The following is a 19,686-nucleotide window of genomic DNA, read 5'->3' as shown; positions in this document are numbered from 1 at the left end:
GGGGCCTGCGTCGGGGCGGGGGCGCAACGTCGCCACGGGCACGCGCGAGGCCCTGTTCAGCGGCGCGGCGGTGACGTTGGCCGCGTCGAGGACGGCGGCGTCGTTGCGCCACGACGTCGCGAGCGAGGCGACGGGCGTGAGGTCGGATCCCGGTAGGGCGAAGGAGCGACGGAAGGCCGACAGGGTCGTCGCGCTCGCGCCGCGCCAGCCGAAGATCGACTGGTGGGGATCCCCCACCGCCACGACGCCCGGACGCTGCTGCGTCTCCCCGGCGGCGAAGACGGCTGCGAGGAAGGCGATCTGCGCTGAGCTCGTGTCCTGGAACTCATCGAGCAGCACCATGCGGTAGCGCGCGCGCTCGATCGCGCCGATGGCCGGGAAGCGGTCGGCGAGTTCGGCGGCGAACGCGATCTGGTCGGAGAAGTCGAGCGCCGACCTGTCCTTCTTCAGCGATTGATACCGCTCGATGAGCGGGAGGATCTGCTGGTGGCCCTTCGCCTTCGCCGTGAGCGCCTTGCCCGCGTCCCCGAGGGAACGCTTTCGCGGCGCGAACGGGATCGCGTCGAGCGAGCCGAGGAGGGAGTCGTAGTAGGCGCGCAGCTCGTCGACGCTGCGCCGATGCTCGCTCAGTTCACCCGCGGTCGCGAGGACGGCCGCCGTCACGCTCGGCAGCTTGACGGCGACCTGCGACATGTCGCCGTCCCACCCACTCGCGACCTCGTGCGCGAACTGCCACGCGGCGGCCTCCGACAGCATCCGCGCATCCGGCTCGATGCCGAGGCGCAGACCGTGCTCACCGACGATGCGCCCCGCGTACGCGTTGTACGTCGAGATCGTGGGGCTCTCGCCGAGGCTCGGCGTGCCGTCCGGATCATCGGGCGGGCTCCACAGGCCACTCGCCTCGAGCATGCGCAGGCGCTGGTTGACGCGTTCGGCGAGCTCACCGGCGGCCTTGCGGGTGAAGGTGAGGCCGAGGATCTCCTGCGGGCGCACCAAGCCGTTCGCCACGAGCCACACGACGCGCGAAGCCATCGTGTCCGTCTTGCCCGAGCCGGCTCCCGCCACCACGAGCAGCGGCTCCAGCGGCGCCTCGATGACGGCGACCTGCTCGGGTGTGTGGTGATAGCGCTCCAGCGCGTCGGCGATGGCGTCCGCGCTCAGACGAGCGGGGCGATCCTTCGCCTCGGAGCCCTGTGGCCCCGACGGGTCGCTGGTTGCTGGAGTGAGGTCGTCGGTCACAGCGTTCGGCCTTCCGGCTGGATGGGGCAGGAGCTCTTGACGGGGCACATCGTGCAGTTCGGGTTGGCGGCCGCGACGAAGGTGGCGGCGCCCATGCCGTCAGCCGTGCGTTGCATGAGGTCGAACGCCCACCCGCGGGTGCCGACGATCGGTTCGTCGCCCGCCCCGGGCTCGCCGTCACTCGCGGCGTCCTCGTCGGCGACGAGGGGCGGCTGGGCCTGGACGCGAGCGGTGCTGTTCGCGCCGGTGCCGGCGGCCTGGCCGAGCTGCACGAGAGCAGCCCCGGCGCTGGGACGCCCCGGGCCGAACGCGTCTGCCTCGAGCGCGGCCTGGTAGGCGGCGAGCTGCGGGTGCGCTGCGACTTCCTCGTCCTTCGGTTTCGAGCTGCCCGTCTTGTAGTCGATGACGCGCAGCCCGCGCTCGGGGTGGTGCTCGAGACGGTCGATCGAGCCGGAGATCTTGGCTCGCCCGACGATCGCGGAGAACCGTCGTTCGGCGGCCTCGCCGGCCCATCCCGTGGCCGCCGCGTCGCCGAGGTAGCCCTGCAGCTTCTTCACCATGCTCTGAGCGCGCGCCTTCTCGCCGCGCGACACCCACGAGTCGCCGAGGCCGAGACGCGGCCACCGCTTCTCGAGCGCTTCGTCCATGAGAGCGGGTTCGTCGGCGAACTCCTCGGCGAGTTCGTGCACGAGCGTGCCGATCGTGCTCGCCCCGACCGACGGGCCGAAACCACCGTTGGTCGTGAGGAGCCAGTTGAGACCGCAGCGGTGGAATCCCTCGATCTTCGACGGGCTGACCCGCACCCACTCCTGCGGCGGGCGGACCGGCCTGTCGTCGCTGCGGCTGACGAGGGCCCACCACTGCTCGGGGTCGGCGCCCGGCACGTCGTGCTCGGCGAGGCGCGCCAGACGGCGGGCGCCCTCGTCACGGACGGCCTCGTCCTGGTCGGCGAGCATGCGTCGGGCCTCGGCGACGAGCCCGGCGAGGGTCATCGGCCGGGCGACAGGGGTGAACTCTCGCATCGCGTCGGCCGCAGCGCCCGGCGCGAGCGGGTCGACGATGTCGAGGTAGACGCTCGGTTGCTCGTCCTCGTCACGCACGGCCGTCACGACGACGTGCTCGCGCGCCCGGCTCATCGCCATCGCGAACTGCCGCGTCTCGTCGTGCCGGACGGCCGCCTGCCGCGCGGGGAGCGAGCGCCCGCGACCGCTGAGGATGTCGACGAGATCCTCCGAGCCGAGCACCGAACCGCGCAATCGCAGGTCGGGCCAGACGCCCTCCTGGGCGCCCGCGACGACGACCGTGTGCCACTCGCCGCCCGCCGAGCCGGCTGCGGTGACGAGCGCGACGGCGTCTTCGTCGGGGGCTGCGGCGACGAGGCGGTCGCCCGGCACGTCCTGGCTGCGGACGTGGTCGAGGAAGTCGGCCACGCCCGCGCCGGGCAGCCGCTCGACGAACGCTGCAGCCGCTGCGAAGAGCGCGAGCAGCGCATCGAGGTCACGGTCGGCGCGGGTTCCGGAGATTCCCCCGGCCAACGCGTTCGCCTCCCACGCCTCGGCGAGGCCGCTGGCCTGCCACATCTGCCACAGCACGTGCTCGGCGTCGTCGTGGGGCGGAGCGGCCCTCAGCGCGGCCGCCCCTGCCGCGAGAACGCGCGACACCCGGCGCGCAGGCGCCGCTTCGGGGCCGAGGGAGACGAGCAGCGCCGGTTCGAGCAGGCAGGCGCCGAGCAGCTCGTCGGAGACGCGGTTGCCGCCGGCGGCCAGTTCCTCACGGCGCAGCGAACGTCGCAGTCGTCGCAGCACGACCGGGTCGGCTCCGCCGAGCGGCGAGGTGAGCAGGTCGAGGGCGAGGTCGGCACTGACGCCCGCCCGCGAGGCATCGGCGTCGCCGTCCACCGGGGCCTGTTCAGAGCCACGCGTCCGGCTCGTCACGATCTCGAGGGCGTGCAGGAACGGCCGCACGGCGGGTTCGTCGCGCAGGGCCAAGGACGCCGGAGGGACGGCCACGGGCACCTTGGCCGCGTTGAGGGCGCGCCGCAGCGCCGACGTTCCGGCAGCGGCTCGCACGATGACGGCCATGTCCTTCCACGCCACCCCGTCCTTGAGGTGTGCTCGACGCAGCACCCCCGCGATGTGGGCGGCTTCCTGCGCGCCGCTGCGCAGCAGCGCGACGTCGACGCCCCCACCGGGGCGCGTGACGACGCTGCGGTGCGCGATGCCGTCGACGCTGCCGATGCGCGCGGTGACGCGTTCGACCACCTCCGCGAGCCTTCGGGGCTGACGGTGGCCGTAGCCGAGCACGAACCGTCGACTCGCGCCGTGCTGTGCCGCGACCTGCTCGAGGTAGCGCGGGTCGGCGCCGCGGAAGGCCTGCACCGTGACGTCGGGGTTGCCGAGCAGGACGAGCCGCTGACCCGGGCCGACGAGTTCGGTGAGGAAACCGACGGACGCGCGCGTGAGTTCCTGCGCGTCATCGATGACGACGAGTCTCAGCTGCGCCCGCACCCGCTCGCGCAGCGTCTCGTTCTCGCGCAACGCCTGCGCCGCCGCACCGAGGATCCAGGCCGGGTCGAACGCTCCCGGACGTGACAGGGCGGTGACGTCGTCGTATTCGTCGAGGACGTCTGCGGCCGCGATCCACTCGTCGCGCCCGTGCTCGGCGCCGAGCCGGCGCAGGTGGTCGCTGCTGACGTCCCACTCCACCGCGCGCATGATGAGGTCGCGCAGTTCGTTGCGGAACCCGCGCGTCGTCAGCGCCTCCGCCAGATCCTCGGGCCAGGCAGGCGCCGCGCCGAGGCCGAGGCGGTGGCCTTCGAGCAGTTCCTTGAGCACGACGTCCTGCTCCGGACCGGCGAGCAGGCGCGGCGCCGGCAGGTCGTCCATCGCGGCGCGCATGCGCAGGATGCCGAACGCGAGCGCCTGCGGGGTGCGCGCGATCGGCTCGCTCGAGGTGCCGCCCACGCGGGTCGTGACGCGGGCGCGCAACGCCCCGGCTGCCACGCGCGTCGGTGAGAGCAGGACGCACTCATCGGGACGCGCACCACCCTCCACGGCCTGCGCGACGAGTTCGACGGCGAGCGTCGTCTTGCCCGTGCCGGGCGCGCCGACGACGTGGAGCACCCGATCGTCGGCCTCGAGCACGGCCTGTTGCGCAGGATCGAGATCGAGCGGCGCCGCCGCTTCGGTCTGCGTCGCGCCACGCAGCGCCGGGGTGAGACGCGTCGGATCGACGCTCGCCACGACGCCCTCGACCACGCTCGGCGGCAGCGCAGCGATCGGCAGGGCGGCCTCGCCCTGGACGGGCGCGCCGGCCGGCGTCTGCGCCGTCAAACCCTCGTGATTCGTCATGATGTCATCCCAGCACAGCGCGCCGACAACGCCGGGATTCCGCGGAATTTTTCGTCACCCACCCGTCAGAACGGAGGCACCCAACCAGCCCGACGCAGGTCGACTCCCTCACCTCGCGTCGGCGTCCCCTCCGCCTCGTACTGCTCGAACGCCTGCGCCCTCAGCGCCTCCGGCAACAGCCCCCGCGCGTTCGTCACCCGCCACCACGGCCACCCCGGCCGACCGTCCGCGAGGATGCGCCCCACCTGGCGTGCGCCCGTGCCGACGACCGCGGCGATGGCACCGTACGTCGTCACGCGCCCCGGCGGCACGTCGGTGACGACCTCGGCGACCGATTCGCTCAGTTCGTCGCGTGCCCCGCCCGTCATGCCGGCCTCATGACGCCGCCGCCAGGCCCCCACGCACACTCAGGATGCGACCCGAGCGCCTCGACGATCCGTCAGCCGCCGCATCATCGCCCGGCGTCGCATCCTGACCAGAGTCCGCCTCCCGGCCCGACGCAGCAGCATGCTCCATCGCACTCGCACCCAGCACCCCCGCGGCCGCACGCGAACGCGCACCGCGCGCACAGACGAGCACGACGTCGCGCTCCCCCACCCGCGCGTGCACGGACGCTCGCGTCGCCTCGTTCCAGCCGCCGGCCCACGGTTCGACGAACGTCTCGTCGGCGCCCACCGTCATCCATGGCGGCAACGGCGCCGCCTCGACCTCATCGGGGTTGCGCACGTCGACGAGGACGAACCCCGCGTCCGGCCACTCCTGCGGCCCGATCTCGGCCACCGCGCCTGACGCCGCCGCGCGCCCGTCGGCCCCAGGGCCACCCGCCGCACCGAGACCACCAAAACCATCAGATCCACCGAAATCAGCGAACCCTGGAGGCGCATCCACCCCCTCGAGGCCGGCAACCCCCTCGAAGTACCCCGCCTCGAGCCCACAGACGCGGCACTCGGGGTCGCGCGCGACGGGCAGCGTCGCCATCGTCGCGCCGAGGGCGTCGTACAACCGGATCGCATCGCGCGCCGGAGCGCCGATGCCGGAGCACAGCTTGATCACCTCGACGGCCTGCATCGCGCCGAGCACGCCCGGCAGCACTCCGAGCACCCCCGCCTCCTCGCACGTCGCGAGCCCGGCGACGGCCTGCGGATCGGGGAAGACGCACCGATAGCACGGCCCGACTGCGGGCTCGACGACGCCGAACTGCCCTGCATACTGCGCGATCGACGCCCATACGAGCGGTACGCCGAGCAGCACGCAGGCGTCGTTGAGCACGTAGCGAGCCTCGATGCTGTCGGTGCAGTCGACGACGACGTCGACCTCGGCGACGAGTTCGAGCGCCCGCGTCACGCTGAGGCGCTCGGGCAGCGCACTCACCTCGACACCGCTGTTCTGCGCCGCGACGGCGCGCTGCACCGACGTCACCTTCGCCGTGCCGATCGCGGCTTCGGTGTGGATGAGCTGACGCGGCAGGTTGGAGATCTCCACGACGTCCGGATCCATGACGACGAGGTGCCCGACGCCGCAGCCGGCGAGCGAGGAGATGACGGGTGAGCCGAGCCCGCCGGCGCCCACGACGAGCACCCGCGCCGCTGCCAACCGTCGCTGCCCGGTCACCCCGAAGCCGGCCAGCGAGTGGTGGCGCGCGTATCGTCGGGCGCCGGGATCGTCGGGCTGGGCGTCTCGCACAGGCACCTCATTCCGTGACCGGGCCACCGAGATGGCCCATGGGCGATAAAGTCGCACCCAGCTTATGACCGACGAGCAAGGAGCCTCATCCATGACCCACGTGGACGATTCGACCAAACGCGGACGCCTCCCCCGATCGGCGCGGCGAGCCCAACTCATGGAGGCGGCGCAGTCCGTCTTCGTCGAATCCGGCTACCACAGTGCGGCGATGGACGAGATCGCGGAGCGCGCCCACGTCAGCAAGCCGGTGCTCTACCAGCACTTTCCCGGCAAGCTCGACCTGTACCTGGCGCTGCTCGAGCAGCACACGCGTGAGGTGCCGTTCCTCGTGCGCGAGGCCATCGAGTCGACGTCCGACAACAGCCAGCGCGTCGCCGCGGCGATCGGCGCGTTCTTCGCCTTCGTCGAGCGCGAGGACGCGGGTTTCCGCCTCGTCTTCGAATCGGATCTGACGAACGAGCCCGCCGTCAGCGAGAAGGTCGAACGCATGCTGACGGAGACCGCGGCCGAGGTCGCCAAGGTCGTGCAGGAGGACACGGAGCTTCCGACGGAGCAGGCGACGCTCGTCGCCGTCGCCCTCGTCGGCATGTCGCAGGTCGTCGCGCGCTACTGGATCACGACAGGTTCGCCGATCCCCCGCGCGGAGGCCGCGCGCATCGTCGGTCTGCTGGGCTGGCGCGGCCTCGGCGGGTTCCCGAAGACCGGCGGGGATGAAATCGAGCGCTGAGGCGTTGCACCCATACGACGGGTGAGTCGCGCGGCCTCTCACCCCCTGGGATGATTCCGGCGTCGCCGATGGGGCACGCTGATCTCACCCACACGTCCACCACTGATCGCGTTCCGCACGCGACGAGAAGGAGGAGAACCATGGAGGTTCGAATCGGCGTCCAGAACGTCGCCCGCGAGATCGTCATCGACTCGCACGAGAACGCCGACGCGGTGCGCGAGCACGTGCGCGCGGCTCTCGACAGCGGCACCCCGCTCACGCTGAGTGACGAGCGCGGCCACAGCGTCACCGTGCCGGCTTCCGCCATCGGCTACGTCGACATCGCGGCGGAGCAGAAGGGCCGCGTCGGCTTCGGCGGCTGACGTTCACCCGAAGCGGTCACGGGCGTTCACCCCAAAGGGGTGAACGCCCGCCGTCGCGTAACGAAGGAATAACGCATCTAGCACCTCGCCGGTCTCGATGGTTGAAATGCGACCGCCGATTGGCTTAGGTGGAGACAAACGTTGGGACATACCGGAGCCCAGCCGAACTCATAGGAGACTCACCATGGGCATCATCAGCTCGATCATCGGCGGCCTCATCATCGGCGCCCTCGCCCGCCTGTTCCTCAAGGGCGACCAGAACATGGGGATCATCATGACGATCATCCTCGGCATCGTCGGCTCCGCCCTCGGCTCCTGGCTGACCACCCAGTTCGGCTACAAGAACTCCAACGGCGGCTTCGAGATCATCCCCTTCATCGTGGGCATCATCTGCGCGATGGTTCTCATCACCATCTACCTCACGCTGGTGGGTCGCAAGAACCGCGTCTGATCCGTCGCTCGCGCAGCTCCGCTGCGCAGGTGAAGAAGCCCGGCCCCTCGTGGGGCCGGGCTTCTTCGTTTCCGCGATCAGGTCAGAGGTCAGGCGCTCACGCCGTGAGCCCCAAGGCCTCCATGCGGCGCGTGTGATTCGACGTCAGTCGCTCGAACATGCGCGTCAGCTCGGCGAGGTCCGCGCCGACGCCGGAGCCGTCGTCGACGAGCAGGGCCGTCAGCCCGTCGTGGGTCGCGGCGACGCGCTGAGCCTGACTGAGGGCCTCACCGACGAGGCGGCGCCCCCACAGTGCGAGACGCGAACCCACTCGCGGGTCGGCCGCGATGGCGTCGCTGAGCACGCTCATGATGAACGCGTCCTGCTCATCGCTGTCGACGGCACGCTCGACGAGCGAACGCGTCTCGGGGTCGACGTAGCGCGCGATCTCCGAGTAGAAATCCGTCGCGATCGCGGCGCCGGCGTAGGCCTTCATGAGGCCCTCGTACCAGTCGGCGGGCGGCGTACGACGGTGCCATTCATCGATGGCGGCCGTGAACGGCTGCATCGAGTCCTCGGGCTCGACGCCGAGGTCGCGCAGACGGCCGGCGAGCTGCTCGTAGTGGTCGAAGTCGCCGCGCGCCATGCGCGCGAGCGCCAGCTTGTGGTCGAGGCGCGGGGCGCGAGCGGCGTCCGCCACCGTCGCGAAGGCGCCGGAGAGCTCGCCGTAGGCGATGACGCTCAGCAGGTCGATCACCCCCGCCCGGTACGTCTCGTCCTCGATCGTGCGTGAAGGGCTCGGATCAGGCGTCACAGGCTCGCTCATGCAGCGATCGTAGCGTGGGCGTCGAACAGGTGTGGCGCGCGTGGGTAGACTCAAGATGACCACGGGTGACCGATCGGCCCCTCCCGGCACGTGCGGGCGTCATACGACAGACGCCCACTCCCGCCGCCCACCTCCGCACGCGAGGCCGCGCGGCGCGCAGACCTCCGATCGGCTCTCATCATCCCCGGCGCGGCCTCCAAGGCCCCGGGGCGACACAGGAAGCACGATCGTGATCAACGACAACCAGCCCACGGCTGCCGAGCTCGACTCCGCCGGCATCACCTCCATCGAGGCCGAAGCGGCCCCTGAGCCCATCGCCGAGCAGACATTCGCCGACTTCGGCATCCACCCCGACATCGTCGCCGCCCTCGAAGAGAAGGGGATCGTCCATCCCTTCCCCATCCAGGCGATGACGCTGCCCGTCGCGCTCTCGGGGCACGACATCATCGGCCAGGCGCGCACCGGCACCGGCAAGACCCTGGGCTTCGGAGTGCCGCTGCTCAGCCGCGTCACCGCGCCGGGTGAGACGTCGAAGGCCGCCGTCCCCGCGCCCGAGGGCAAGCCGCAGGCGATGGTCGTCGTCCCGACGCGCGAGCTCGCCGTCCAGGTCGCCTCCGACCTCGAGGCAGCCGCGAAGAAGCGCGGCATCCGCATCGCGCAGATCTACGGCGGTCGCGCGTTCGAGCCGCAGGTCGAGCGCCTCGAGAAGGGTGTCGAGGTCATCGTCGGCACGCCGGGTCGCATCATCGACCTCGCGACGCGTGGTCACCTCGACCTGGCGTACGTCGGCTGCCTCGTGCTCGACGAGGCCGACGAGATGCTCGACCTGGGCTTCCTGCCCGACGTCGAGAAGATCCTCGCGATGACGCCGGGTGGGCGTCAGACGATGCTGTTCTCCGCGACGATGCCGGGCGCCGTCGTCACCCTCGCGCGTCGTTACATGACGCAGCCGACGCACATCCGCGCCATGCAGGACGACGCGAGCGAGGCCGAGACGGCCTCCAACATCGAGCAGTTCGTCTACCGCGCGCACGCGATGGACAAGGTCGAGATGCTCGCCCGCATCCTGCAGGCGAAGGACCGCGGCCTGACGATCATCTTCAGCCGCACCAAGCGCACGGCCGCCAAGGTCTCCGACGAGCTCATCTCGCGCGGCTTCGCGGCCGCTCCGCTGCACGGCGACCTCGGCCAGGGCGCCCGAGAGCAGGCGCTGCGTGCGTTCCGTTCGGGCAAGGTCGACGTCCTCGTCGCGACCGACGTCGCCGCGCGCGGCATCGACGTCGAGGACGTCACGCACGTCATCAACTACCAGTGCCCGGAGGACGAGAAGACGTACGTCCACCGCATCGGCCGCACCGGCCGCGCGGGCAAGACGGGCATCGCCGTCACCCTCGTCGACTGGGACGACCTGCACCGCTGGGCGCTCATCAACAAGGCCCTCGACCTCGGCATCCCTGAACCCGAGGAGACGTACTCCAGCTCCGAGCACCTGTTCGAGGATCTCGAGATCCCCGCGAACGCGACCGGCAGCCTGCCCAAGTCGGCGCGCACCCGCGAAGGCCTCGACGCCGAGCGCGTCGAGGATCTCGGAGAGACGGGGCGAAGCGACTCGCGTCAGCGCGGCGAGCGTCGTCCGCGCCGTGACGACGAGCGCGGCCGCTCAGGCGGACGAGGCGGGCGCTCCGGTGGTCGCGGCGGCGAACGTCAGGCCTCGGGTGGCTCGAGCGAGCGTCGCCCGCGCCGTGACGCCGCGAGCACCGAGGGCTCCGGCGGTTCGTCGCAGCCGCGCCGACGTCGCCGTCGCACCCGCGGTGGCGCGGGTGAGACGTCTGCCGCCGACTGACGCACCCTCCCGGCGCGAGGCGCCCGGCGCCGTCCGCACTCGTTCAGACGTGACGCGGGCGAGCACCGGGCGCCTCGCGCCGCATTCGCGCCTGTGTCATCACTCTCAGTACGCTTCACGACAAATGACCGTTGATCCGAAAGGGCACCCATGCCTGCCTCACCTCCGGACCCGGCCCTGACGCCGCCCGCGGCCGATGACTCGACGCCGCTACCGGCCGATTCCGCCTCGCCTCCGTCCACCCCGCCCGAAGAGCGCGACGAGCTGACGCTCGACGCACGCAACCGCGATGCCCGCGTCGAGAAGCAGGACCCGCACGAGCCCGAGTCACGGGCGTCCGAGGACCGCTCGCGCATCATCTCGGACGGTTTCGCCTCGTTCGCGCGCTGGTCGTTGCGGATCAGCATCATCATCGTCACGTTCTATCTCGTGTGGCGAGCGCTCACACCGTTCTGGGTCATCATCCTGCCGCTGATCCTCGGTCTCTTCATCACGACCGTCCTGTGGCCGCCTGCCGCCTGGTTGCGTCGCCGCGGCGTGCGCCCCGCCCTGGCGGCGCTCTCGAGCGTGCTCGGCGGATTGCTCGTCGTCGGTGGCATCATCGCCGCGATCGTCCCGACCGTCGCAGCCGAGGCGCCCGAGCTGGCACGCAAGTCGATGGAGGGCGTCTCCCAGATCCAACGCTGGTTGCAGGGCCCGCCGTTGAAGATCCCGGCGACCCAGATCGACAACGCAGTCAACGTGATCAACGAGAAGCTCAAGACGTCGGGCGATGCCATCGCCTCGGGCGTCTTCAGCGGCGTGACGACGGTCGGCAGCATCCTCGTCACCCTCGTCCTCAGCCTCATCCTCGCGTTCTTCTTCATCAAGGACGGGGACCGCTTCCTACCGTGGGTGCGGCTCGTCACGGGTGAGCGCACCGGCGCTCACGTCACCGAGGTGTTCACCCGCGCGTGGCAGACCCTGTCCGGGTTCATCCGCACCCAGGCGATCGTCTCGGCCATCGACTCGGTCTGCATCGGCATCGGTCTCATCGCATGCGGTGTGCCGCTGGCCCTGCCGCTGTGCGTCATCACGTTCTTCGGCGGGTTCATCCCGATCGTCGGTGCGACGGTCGCCGGCGCACTCGCCGTCCTCGTCGCGCTGGTGACGAAGGGGGTGACGACAGCGATCATCGTCCTCGTCATCATCATCCTCGTGCAGCAGCTCGAGGGGCACATCCTGCAGCCGCTGCTGCAGAGCCGCTCGATGTCGTTGCACCCTGTCCTCGTGCTGCTCGGCATCGCGGCCGGCTCCGAGGACCATGGCGTCATCGGCGGTTTCCTCGCCGTCCCCGTCGTCGCGACGCTGGCGGTGCTGTTCCGCTACATCGGTGAACAGGTGGACCTGCGCTCCGGCACCGTCACCGTCGCCGACCTCGAGTACCGCACCGATCGAGGGCGCATCGCGGCGCTGCGCACCGAGCGCCTCCGCCGCCTCGGCGAATGGGGCGCACGCGAGACCGACGAGGAGAAGGCTTCGCGCGAGGCCGTCGCGGACGGCGACGGCGACGCTCTCGCCGCCTCGACCACGAAGCAGCCCACGCATGGCCTGGGAGCCGTCGTGAGTGCGTTGCGTTCGCGCCTCAAACGCTGAGGGGAAGATGATCGGGTGCCCGGGTTCGAGCCGGGGCCACCTCGATCAGGCATCCGTCGACGACGCGTCCGGCGCCGGGGTGAGCAGGGCTCGCTCCGGCGCCGTCGTCATGCCCGCCGGACGCCCGGCACCCGCCATCAGCACCGCGTCAGCGCCCGCGCACGACTCCCACGTCACTCGTCGCGAGCGCGACGAGGCGTTCGTACTGGTCGGGCTCGGTCGTGTTCTCCCCCAGTCGATTCGGCTTGCCGTCGCCGTGGTAATCGCTCGAGCCGGTGACGAGCAGATCGTGCGTCCGCGCGAGGTCGCGGGCGTGGCGCACCTGCTCGGGCGTGTGGTCGCGGTGGTGGGCCTCGAGGCCGAGCAACCCGGCGTCGATCATCTCCTCGATGACGGCGTCGTCGACGACGCGTCCACGGACGTCCGCGAAGGGGTGCGCCATGACGGGCACCCCGCCGGCCGCGCGCACGAGGGTGACGGCGCGCACCGGGTCGATGGCGTAGTGACCGACGTGGTAGGGGCCCGAATTGCTCAACAGGTGCTCGAAGGCGGTGCTGCGATCGGGCACGACGCCGTTCGCGACGAGCGCATCGGCGATGTGGGGGCGCCCGATCGTCGCGTCCGGCCCCGCCTGCGCGAGCACCTGCTCGTACGTGATCGGCACGTCGCGTCCGAGCCGCTCGACCATGCGCTCGGCGCGCGTCACCCGCGACTCGCGGGCACGTTCCATCTCGTCGAACAGCTCTCCCTCGGGGGCCGGAAGGTAGGCGAGCAGGTGGATGCTGATGCCGCGATGGCGGCAGGAGATCTCGATGCCCCGTACGACGTCGATGCCGACGCGGCGCGCGGCGTCGGCGGCGTCGTCCCACCCGCGGGTCGTGTCGTGGTCGGTGAGCGCGACGACGTCGAGCCCCGCCTCCGAGGCCTGCGCGACGACGTCGGCGGGGCTCGTCGTGCCGTCGCTGCGGTTCGAGTGGGTGTGCAGGTCGATACGCATGGGTGACAGGTTAGTGTTGCTGCCCGTGAGAGCAGGCATGGGTGAGCACTCGCCGCGTCCGGTGCGGCGGGCCGTTGCCTGCATGATGGCCGGTGCGCTCGTGCAGGCCGTCTCGACGCTCGTGGCATGGCTCGATCGTGACGGCACCCGCGCTCAGACGGCGCGGCTCGCGCACGAGTTCCAGCGGCGCACCCTGCCCGCCGGGGAGTTGGAACGGGCGACGGATCAGGCCCGCTGGTTCGGTCTCGTCACGGGCGCATTCTTCGTCGTGCTGTGGTTACTCGTGGCGCGCCTGTGTCTGCGCGGTCGCGCCTCCGGGCGCACGTGCGCGACCGTCCTCGCCATCGTCTACACCTTCACCTTCCTGCTGTCCGGCGTGCGCTCGTTCGGCCCCGGCGCCCTCATCGGCGCGGTGACGATGACGCTCGGCCTCACGACCGTCTACCTGCTGTGGCGTCGCCCGGTGACGCCGTGGTTGTCATCACAGGGCGCTGCCCGCGCCGCGCGCCGCACACGCTGAGACCGCTCGCGTCGCTAGGGTTTCGACCATGGTGAAGCAGGGCCCCCTCGACATGACCCCGCGAGCGCGCCGCCGCTCGCTCCGTCGGGCCGCACGCGGCGTCGCAGCGCTCGTCACGGCCACCGGCCTCGTCGCGTTGAGTGCGTGCAGCTCGGGAGCCGACCCCAAGGACGTCGCGGCGACCCAGACCCCGTTCAGCGCGAGCTCCTCGGCGACGACGGCGTCGTCCAACCCGAGCGCCATCACCTCCCCCAGCCCCGGGTCCGTCGTCAGCTCGGACGGCACGTTCAACTTCGTCGTGCCAGCTGGGTGGAATCTCACGTCCCAGCCGAAATCGGTCGCCTATCTGTCGTCGTCGACTCTCGCGCACGACGTCGCGCCCACGATCGTCGTCGCGCGTTCCAGCGTCACGCCTGCGCCCGAGCTGGAGGGCACGCTGCGCCGGGCGTCGCTGCAGGCCAAGCAGAGCGGCGCATCGGTGGCCGCCCTGCCCGACCGCACCGTCGGCGGTGAGAAGGCCGTCGGCTTCACGGCGACCTCGACGGAGAAGAACGTCGCCCTCAAGCGCAGCTACGTGATGCTCGCGCACGACAAGGTGCTGTACTCCGTCACCCTGACCGGCGCGAAGGCTGACGCCGCCCGCGACGAGTCGGCGCTGACGGCGCTGCTCGCGAGCTGGTCGTGGACCAAGAAGGGTGACGCCGGCTCGACGGCCAGTGGCACGACTCCGGCGGCGGTGCCGACGACGAGCGTCGCACCGTCGTCGTCGGGCGCGTCGTCAGCGCCGTCGTCGTCGGGTGCGTCCCCGGCGCCTGCCTCGTCATCCGCAGCATCGAAGCCCGCCCAGAGCTCAGGCACCGCCCGCCCGCCCAGCGCAACCGCCTCGAGCACGGCCCGCTGACGCACTCCGCGCCGGTCAGGCGGCGGTGTCGTTCGTCGTCTCGCTGACGGTACGTCGCACGACGCGTGCGGTGAGCGAGTCGGCGCCTGCGCTGACCTGACGGCCGAGCAGCGTGCCGAGCGACACCCCGACGGACAGCGTGAGGCCCATGAGGACGGCGTTGAGCAGAGTGGTCTGCCACAGGGTGTTCTCGCCCTCGGTGATGAACATCATGATGCCCCGGTAGACCGCCTGCCCCGGCAGCAAGGGCACGATGCCCGCGGTGATGAGTGCGATGCTCGGCACGTGCACCCGCGTCCCCACGAATGGTGCCAGCGCCCCGACGACGAGGGCCGCACCTCCTGCGGCGACGGGCTCGCTGGTGCCGACACCCCACATGAGCGTCCCGAACAGCAGCCACGAGAATCCGCCGGTGAGAACGGCGGCGAGCACGGTGCGCGGAGCGCAGTACGCGGAGACGGCGAAGGCACCGGCGATGAGTGCGGCTGCCACGATCTGGGTGAGAACTGAGCCGGCGAAGCTGCTGGAGCGTTCGACGATGACGAGGTCGACGCCGAAGCGCTGGGCGATGCTCAGGACGAGCAGCACGCCCGCGACGACGCCGCCGGTGAGCAGGACGACCTCATAGGTGCGCGCGCCGGCGGTCAGGTAGAAGCCGTCGAGCGTGTCCTGCGCAGCCGTCACGACGCTCATGCCTGCGAGGAGCACGACGACGCTGGAGGCGACGACCAGGGAGGGTCTCACCTGTCCGAGCCACATGATCGTCTCCGCATGATGGTGGATGACGAGCAGGCCGACGGCGACAGCCGCCGCGAACATCGCACCGAGCATCTGCCCGAAGAACGCGGAGACACCGGCGCGCGCGACGGCGTACTGGATGCGGTCGACGACCGCCGTGGACAGCCCGGCGACGAGGACCATGGCCGTGCTGCCGCCGAGCAGCATCGCGACGCCTGCTCCCATGAGCGCCCACGCGATGGTGATGACGCCGCGGCGGTACACGTGCGGTTGCTCGAGGATGCATTCTAGGGTGTAGAGGTTGTCGTCGATCTCGCCCGGGTCGTCGGGGTCGCGGGCGATGTCGCGCACGAGGGCGTGCAACGCCTCGAGCCGCGAGTAGTCGGTGCCGAAGTGCGCGATGATGCGCATGACGGTGATCGGGTCGCGGTGCACGCCGCGATGCATCGAGATCGTGACGGACGTGTAGGTGATGTCGACGTGCGCGCCCTGCAGCCCGTAGGCGCGCCCGACGCGCAGCAGCGACGCGGTGGTGTCGGCCACGGATGCGCCGGTGACGAGCATCGCCTCTCCGAGGCGGAGGCAGAAGTCGATGACGGAGCGCGTGTGCCACTCGGAGACGCGGTCGTTGGTGCCGCGCACCGAGATCGGCTTCGTGGGCGGCCCGCTCGGACGGATGACGGACATCGCCCGACCGCGCACCCGCGTCGCGCCGGTACGTGGCATCCGCGGGACGCTCGTCGTGGCCGCGGCGGGTTTCGTGGGGTGGGCCTGCGCAGGGCTGCTCTCGGCGCTGCTCGGCGCGGCACGACGCGGCGTCGGCAACGGGGTCGCCGACGGCGGTGTCGGGGTGGCCTGGGGGCCGTCGGGATTCACCATGTCGCGCCTGCACCTCGTCTCGTCACTTCTGTCGGCCCAGCCATTGTGGGGGATGCGGCGAACCGGGCGCACACCGTTCGCCATGTGTCGGGGGCCAGGGTGCAGAATGGACGGGTGAGTGAGAAGCAGCAGACAGCAGAGCACCGCAGCCGCCCGGGTGGGGCGGCCTTCCGAGAGTTCGTCGCCTCCGGGTGGGCGCCGCGCGGCACTGAGCCGACGCCCCGCGCCGAGGTCGCCGACCTGACGCCCGCGCGACGCGAGGCCCTCTCGGCGGCCTTCGAGGGGGCCCGTCTCGTCGTGCCCGCAGGCGGGTTGAAGGTGCGCAGCAACGATTGTGACTACGTGTTCCGCCCGCACACCGCGTTCGCGTGGCTGACGGGTCTCGGCGCGGACCGCGAGCCGGACGCCGTCTTCGTCCTGGAGCCGCTGGCCGAGGGCGGGCACGAGGCGCAGATCTTCTTCCGCCCGCTCGCCGGGCGCGACACCGAGGAGTTCTTCGGTGACAGCCGCTACGGCGAGTTCTGGGTCGGTGCGCGACCGGCGCTCGAGGACATGGCGAACGAGCTCGGCATCACCGCTCGTCACATCGATGAGTTCCCCGACGCTGCGGCCAAGGACGCGGGCGCGACGGAGGTGCTCGTCGTACGTGACGCTGACGTCGACGTCACGGCGCAGGTCGAGCAGATCCGCGCCCACCTCGACGAGGCCACCACTGAGAAGGCGCAGGAGCGCGATCTGGAGCTCGGCCGGTGGCTGTCGACGGCGCGGTTGACGAAGGATGCGTGGGAGGTCGGTCAGATGCGCGAGGCGTGCGACGCGACCGCGCGCGGGTTCGAGGCCGTCGTCGCCGATCTGCCGGAGGCGGTGCGTCGCGGGCGCGGTGAGCGCTGGGTCGAGGGTGTCTTCGGCCTGCATGCACGCCATGCGGGCAACGGCGTCGGCTACGACTCGATCTGTGCGAGCGGCGATCACGCGAACACGTTGCACTGGATCAAGAACACGGGCGACATCAAGGACGGCGACCTCATCCTCGTCGACGCGGGCGTCGAGGTCGACTCGCTGTTCACCGCTGACGTGACGCGCACCCTGCCCGTCAACGGCACGTACTCCCCCGCGCAGCGTGAGGTGTACGAGGCGGTGCTCGCGGCGCAGGAGGCTGGGCTCGCGGCGGCGAAGCCGGGCGCGAAGTTCTCGGACGTGCATGCCGCGACGATCCGCGTCATCGCGGAGCGTTTGCACGGCTGGGGTCTGCTGCCTGACGGCGTCGACGTCGAGGCGACGCTCGACCCGGAGAACGGCCAGTTCCACCGTCGGTGGATGGTGCACGGTACGAGCCACCACCTCGGCCTCGACGTCCATGACTGCGCCCTTGCGCGCAAGGAGGACTACATGGACGCCGAGTTGAAGCCGGGCATGATCATCACGATCGAGCCGGGCCTGTACTTCAAGGCGGACGACGAGTTGGTGCCGGATCGTTTCCGCGGCGTCGGTGTGCGTATCGAGGACGACATCCTCATCACGGAGGACGGCAACGAGAACCTGTCGGCGTCGCTGCCGCGCGACCCCGACGACGTCGAGGCCTGGATGCGCGACGTCTGGAGCCGGTGAATCGCCCCTCACGCTGTCTTCCGGCGGGCAGATGACGACGGCTCGCAGGCTCGCCCTCGTCATCTCCCCGCTCGGTGCGACACCGCGCGGGCGTCCAGCTCGAAAAAGGAACTGATTTGGGCAGGCGACCTGCGGCGCGGCTAGAGCTGCCGGGCGCCCGACGGTGTGCGGCCGCGATGCCGCAGAGCGCGACATCACGAGGCACCGGCCCCGCCGGTGAACACCATCGACGCGGACGCCGAAACGCCCGCATCCGCCGAGTTCTCGACCGAGCCTGCGAGGTCGAGAACGAGAAGCGGGTGCGGGCGTTTCGGCCCGAACGGCCGGCGCACGAGCGAACACGACGGCCGGGGCGCATGCGCCCCGGCCGACGGTGAGCCGGAAGCCGGCCCGTGAGAGGAATCAGTACACGCTGACGGCTTCGCCGATGTAGAGCAGCTTGGAGCCGATGAGGAAGTCCTGTGCGGCGCAGGACATGCGGCAGCAACCGTGGGAGGCGGGGTAGGCCGGGATGTCGTTGGAGCCGTGCAGGGCGATGCCGCCGTTGAAGTAGAACGGGCGGTAGAGGCCACCGAGGGCGCCGTAGTCCCAGCCGGAGGTGACGGAGCGGTACGTCTTGTATTCACCGGAGGGCGTGACGGCCTTGATGCGTCGGCCGTAGTAGGTGAAGGTCTGGCCGTTGCCGGTCGAGGTGTTGAAGATGTACTTGACGGAGCCGCCGCGCACGACCATGACGATCTGGCGGCTCTTGTCGACCTCGATGCGGTTGCCGCCGCGACGGCTGCTTGGACGAACGCCGCGGTTCAGCGCATCCCATGAGCGGGCGCCGACGACGCCGTCGCGGGCGAGGCCTGCGACCTTCTGCACGGCGAGGACGGCCTGCTTGGTCTGGGCGCCGAAGGCGCCGTCGGGGTTGCCGCACCAATAGCCGAGGGCGTTGAGGCGCTTCTGGAGGGTGGTGACGGCGCTGCCCTTGCTGCCGGTCTGCAGGACGGGGTTCGCGGCGGACGCCGTGCCCGAGCCGATGAGGCCGACGACGGCGAGCGTGCCGGTGGCGCCGGCGCCGGTGACGATGGCGCGGCGGCTGATTTCGTTGTGCTGCATGGCACTTTCCCTTCGATCGAGATCGTGGTGAGCGATCTGGGCTCTGGCGCGGCCCGTGTACGTCTGGGACGCGCGCCGGCCGATCTCGGTTTCCCCCCCGGCTCGTCGTGAGTCGTGCAGAATCCGTACCGGTTCACCGATTCCTCATCATGCCAGAGGTCGTGGTAATGGGGGCGGGCTCGACGGCGGCGTCCTGCGCCGCGATGCGCAGCTGCCGACGGGCGGGTGGGGATCGTTCTCCGCGTCGTTGCAGGGGTGCGACGCAGTCTCACAAGAGCTGCGGGCCTCGGCTCACGGCGATTCGCGCCCGTCGTTCGCAACGAAATCGTGATGAAACAATGAGGGTATGACTGCTGCGAAGCCTGCCACCGACCGTCTTGTCACCGAGGCCCTCGCCAAGTCGGGGTTGCTGTGGATCACCTCGCCCGCTGGCTCGGCGCCGGTCTGGCACGTCCACCTCGCCGGGGTCGCGTACACGGTGAGCGGCCCGGGCGAGCAGTTCTCCCCCGAGCACCTCGGCCGCGTCGAGGTGGTGGCGCGTTCGAAGGAGTCCCGCGCTCGCCTCGTCTCCTTCGAGGCGGACGCCGACGCCATCACGCCCGAGGACGAGGTGTGGGAGGCCGCGACATTCGCTCTCAAGGCCGGGCGGCTCAACGCGCCGGCCCACGACATCGTCGCGCGCTGGGCGCAGGAGTGCCGTGTCACGCGCTTCACCCCCGACCTGGCGACGGTGGTGCTGCGCGGTGAGCGTCTTGATGCGCCGGCGCAAGAGGAGGCAGAGACCTCGGCCACCGCGGAGGCGGAGGAGACCACGTCCCGGCCGGCGCCGGCAGCAGCGAGAGCG

The 19,686-nt window shown here is 71.0% G+C and carries 17 protein-coding genes; 9 read left to right on the top strand and 8 right to left on the bottom strand.

The window, feature by feature from the left end; all coding sequences use genetic code 11:
* From B2284_RS07150 to B2284_RS07135, 4 genes are all read right to left on the bottom strand, one after another.
* A partial coding sequence (locus B2284_RS07150) for a UvrD-helicase domain-containing protein (RefSeq protein ID WP_286697327.1) occupies positions 1-1,239 on the bottom strand: 1,239 nt, incomplete at its 3' end.
* The gene (locus B2284_RS07145) at positions 1,236-4,589 is read right to left on the bottom strand and encodes an ATP-dependent helicase (RefSeq protein ID WP_083607325.1); all 3,354 of its coding nucleotides are present in this window, start codon (positions 4,587-4,589) and stop codon (positions 1,236-1,238) included. The genes B2284_RS07150 and B2284_RS07145, both read right to left, overlap by 4 nt.
* A 65-nt stretch (positions 4,590-4,654) precedes the next feature.
* The gene (locus B2284_RS07140; RefSeq protein ID WP_074040398.1) at positions 4,655-4,957 is read right to left on the bottom strand and encodes an MGMT family protein; all 303 of its coding nucleotides are present in this window, start codon (positions 4,955-4,957) and stop codon (positions 4,655-4,657) included.
* Positions 4,958-4,964: 7 nt separating this feature from the next.
* Positions 4,965-6,272 (bottom strand): HesA/MoeB/ThiF family protein, encoded by a 1,308-nt coding sequence (locus tag B2284_RS07135; RefSeq protein ID WP_074046227.1) that lies wholly within the window; start codon positions 6,270-6,272, stop codon positions 4,965-4,967.
* A 91-nt stretch (positions 6,273-6,363) separates the two neighbouring features.
* Between B2284_RS07135 and B2284_RS07130 the strand changes: the two genes are divergently transcribed.
* The 3 genes from B2284_RS07130 (at position 6,364) to B2284_RS07120 (ending at position 7,812) form a co-directional block, all read left to right on the top strand.
* Positions 6,364-6,999 (top strand): TetR/AcrR family transcriptional regulator, encoded by a 636-nt coding sequence (locus B2284_RS07130; RefSeq protein WP_074046226.1) that lies wholly within the window; start codon positions 6,364-6,366, stop codon positions 6,997-6,999.
* Positions 7,000-7,139: 140 nt separating this feature from the next.
* The gene (locus B2284_RS07125; RefSeq protein ID WP_074046225.1) at positions 7,140-7,361 is read left to right on the top strand and encodes a DUF3107 domain-containing protein; all 222 of its coding nucleotides are present in this window, start codon (positions 7,140-7,142) and stop codon (positions 7,359-7,361) included.
* A 184-nt stretch (positions 7,362-7,545) separates the two neighbouring features.
* Positions 7,546-7,812: a GlsB/YeaQ/YmgE family stress response membrane protein gene (locus B2284_RS07120; RefSeq protein ID WP_006943429.1), complete on the top strand. Its 267-nt coding sequence runs from the start codon at positions 7,546-7,548 to the stop codon at positions 7,810-7,812.
* A gap of 97 nt (positions 7,813-7,909) precedes the next feature.
* On the opposite strand, the gene B2284_RS07115 is transcribed toward B2284_RS07120, so the two are convergent.
* Positions 7,910-8,617 carry a ferritin-like fold-containing protein gene (locus B2284_RS07115; protein WP_040014196.1) on the bottom strand — a complete coding sequence of 236 codons (708 nt, stop codon included), beginning with the start codon at positions 8,615-8,617 and terminating at the stop codon, positions 7,910-7,912.
* A 229-nt stretch (positions 8,618-8,846) separates the two neighbouring features.
* Between B2284_RS07115 and B2284_RS07110 the strand changes: the two genes are divergently transcribed.
* Complete coding sequence (locus B2284_RS07110) at positions 8,847-10,460, top strand: DEAD/DEAH box helicase (RefSeq protein ID WP_083607323.1); 1,614 nt, start codon at positions 8,847-8,849, stop codon at positions 10,458-10,460.
* 150 nt (positions 10,461-10,610) lie between these two features.
* A complete protein-coding gene (locus B2284_RS07105) occupies positions 10,611-12,095 on the top strand; it encodes an AI-2E family transporter (protein ID WP_006943440.1) in 1,485 nt (494 codons plus the stop codon).
* A gap of 148 nt (positions 12,096-12,243) precedes the next feature.
* On the opposite strand, the gene B2284_RS07100 is transcribed toward B2284_RS07105, so the two are convergent.
* Positions 12,244-13,092, bottom strand: coding sequence for a PHP domain-containing protein (locus B2284_RS07100; RefSeq protein ID WP_074040429.1), 849 nt, complete (start codon positions 13,090-13,092; stop codon positions 12,244-12,246).
* On the opposite strand from B2284_RS07100, the gene B2284_RS07095 reads away from it, so the two are divergent.
* Both B2284_RS07095 and B2284_RS07090 read left to right on the top strand, forming a co-directional pair.
* On the top strand, positions 13,091-13,612 hold the full coding sequence (locus B2284_RS07095; RefSeq protein ID WP_136788699.1) for a hypothetical protein: 522 nt from the start codon (positions 13,091-13,093) through the stop codon (positions 13,610-13,612). The two genes, B2284_RS07100 and B2284_RS07095, sit on opposite strands and share 2 nt — an antisense overlap.
* Before the next feature lie 28 nt (positions 13,613-13,640).
* On the top strand, positions 13,641-14,513 hold the full coding sequence (locus B2284_RS07090) for a DcrB/PsbP domain-containing protein (protein ID WP_074046223.1): 873 nt from the start codon (positions 13,641-13,643) through the stop codon (positions 14,511-14,513).
* A gap of 15 nt (positions 14,514-14,528) precedes the next feature.
* Here the strand turns inward: B2284_RS07090 and B2284_RS07085 are convergent, their stop codons facing one another.
* Complete coding sequence (locus B2284_RS07085) at positions 14,529-16,130, bottom strand: threonine/serine exporter family protein (protein ID WP_170957257.1); 1,602 nt, start codon at positions 16,128-16,130, stop codon at positions 14,529-14,531.
* Between the two features lie 114 nt (positions 16,131-16,244).
* On the opposite strand from B2284_RS07085, the gene B2284_RS07080 reads away from it, so the two are divergent.
* Positions 16,245-17,738, top strand: coding sequence for an aminopeptidase P family protein (locus B2284_RS07080; protein ID WP_074046222.1), 1,494 nt, complete (start codon positions 16,245-16,247; stop codon positions 17,736-17,738).
* Positions 17,739-18,140: 402 nt separating this feature from the next.
* Here the strand turns inward: B2284_RS07080 and B2284_RS07075 are convergent, their stop codons facing one another.
* Positions 18,141-18,842, bottom strand: a complete 702-nt coding sequence (locus B2284_RS07075) for a L,D-transpeptidase family protein (protein WP_083607321.1) — start codon at positions 18,840-18,842, stop codon at positions 18,141-18,143.
* A gap of 346 nt (positions 18,843-19,188) precedes the next feature.
* Between B2284_RS07075 and B2284_RS07070 the strand changes: the two genes are divergently transcribed.
* Positions 19,189-19,686 (top strand): hypothetical protein (locus B2284_RS07070; protein WP_286697326.1); only part of this gene is annotated, 498 nt, incomplete at its 3' end.

The organism is Dermacoccus sp. UBA1591, assembly GCF_002322065.1.
In the GTDB taxonomy this organism is placed as follows: domain Bacteria; phylum Actinomycetota; class Actinomycetes; order Actinomycetales; family Dermatophilaceae; genus Dermacoccus; species Dermacoccus nishinomiyaensis.
The sequence above is the reverse complement of the archived record's forward strand: the minus strand, read 5'-3'. Positions and strand labels throughout refer to the sequence as shown.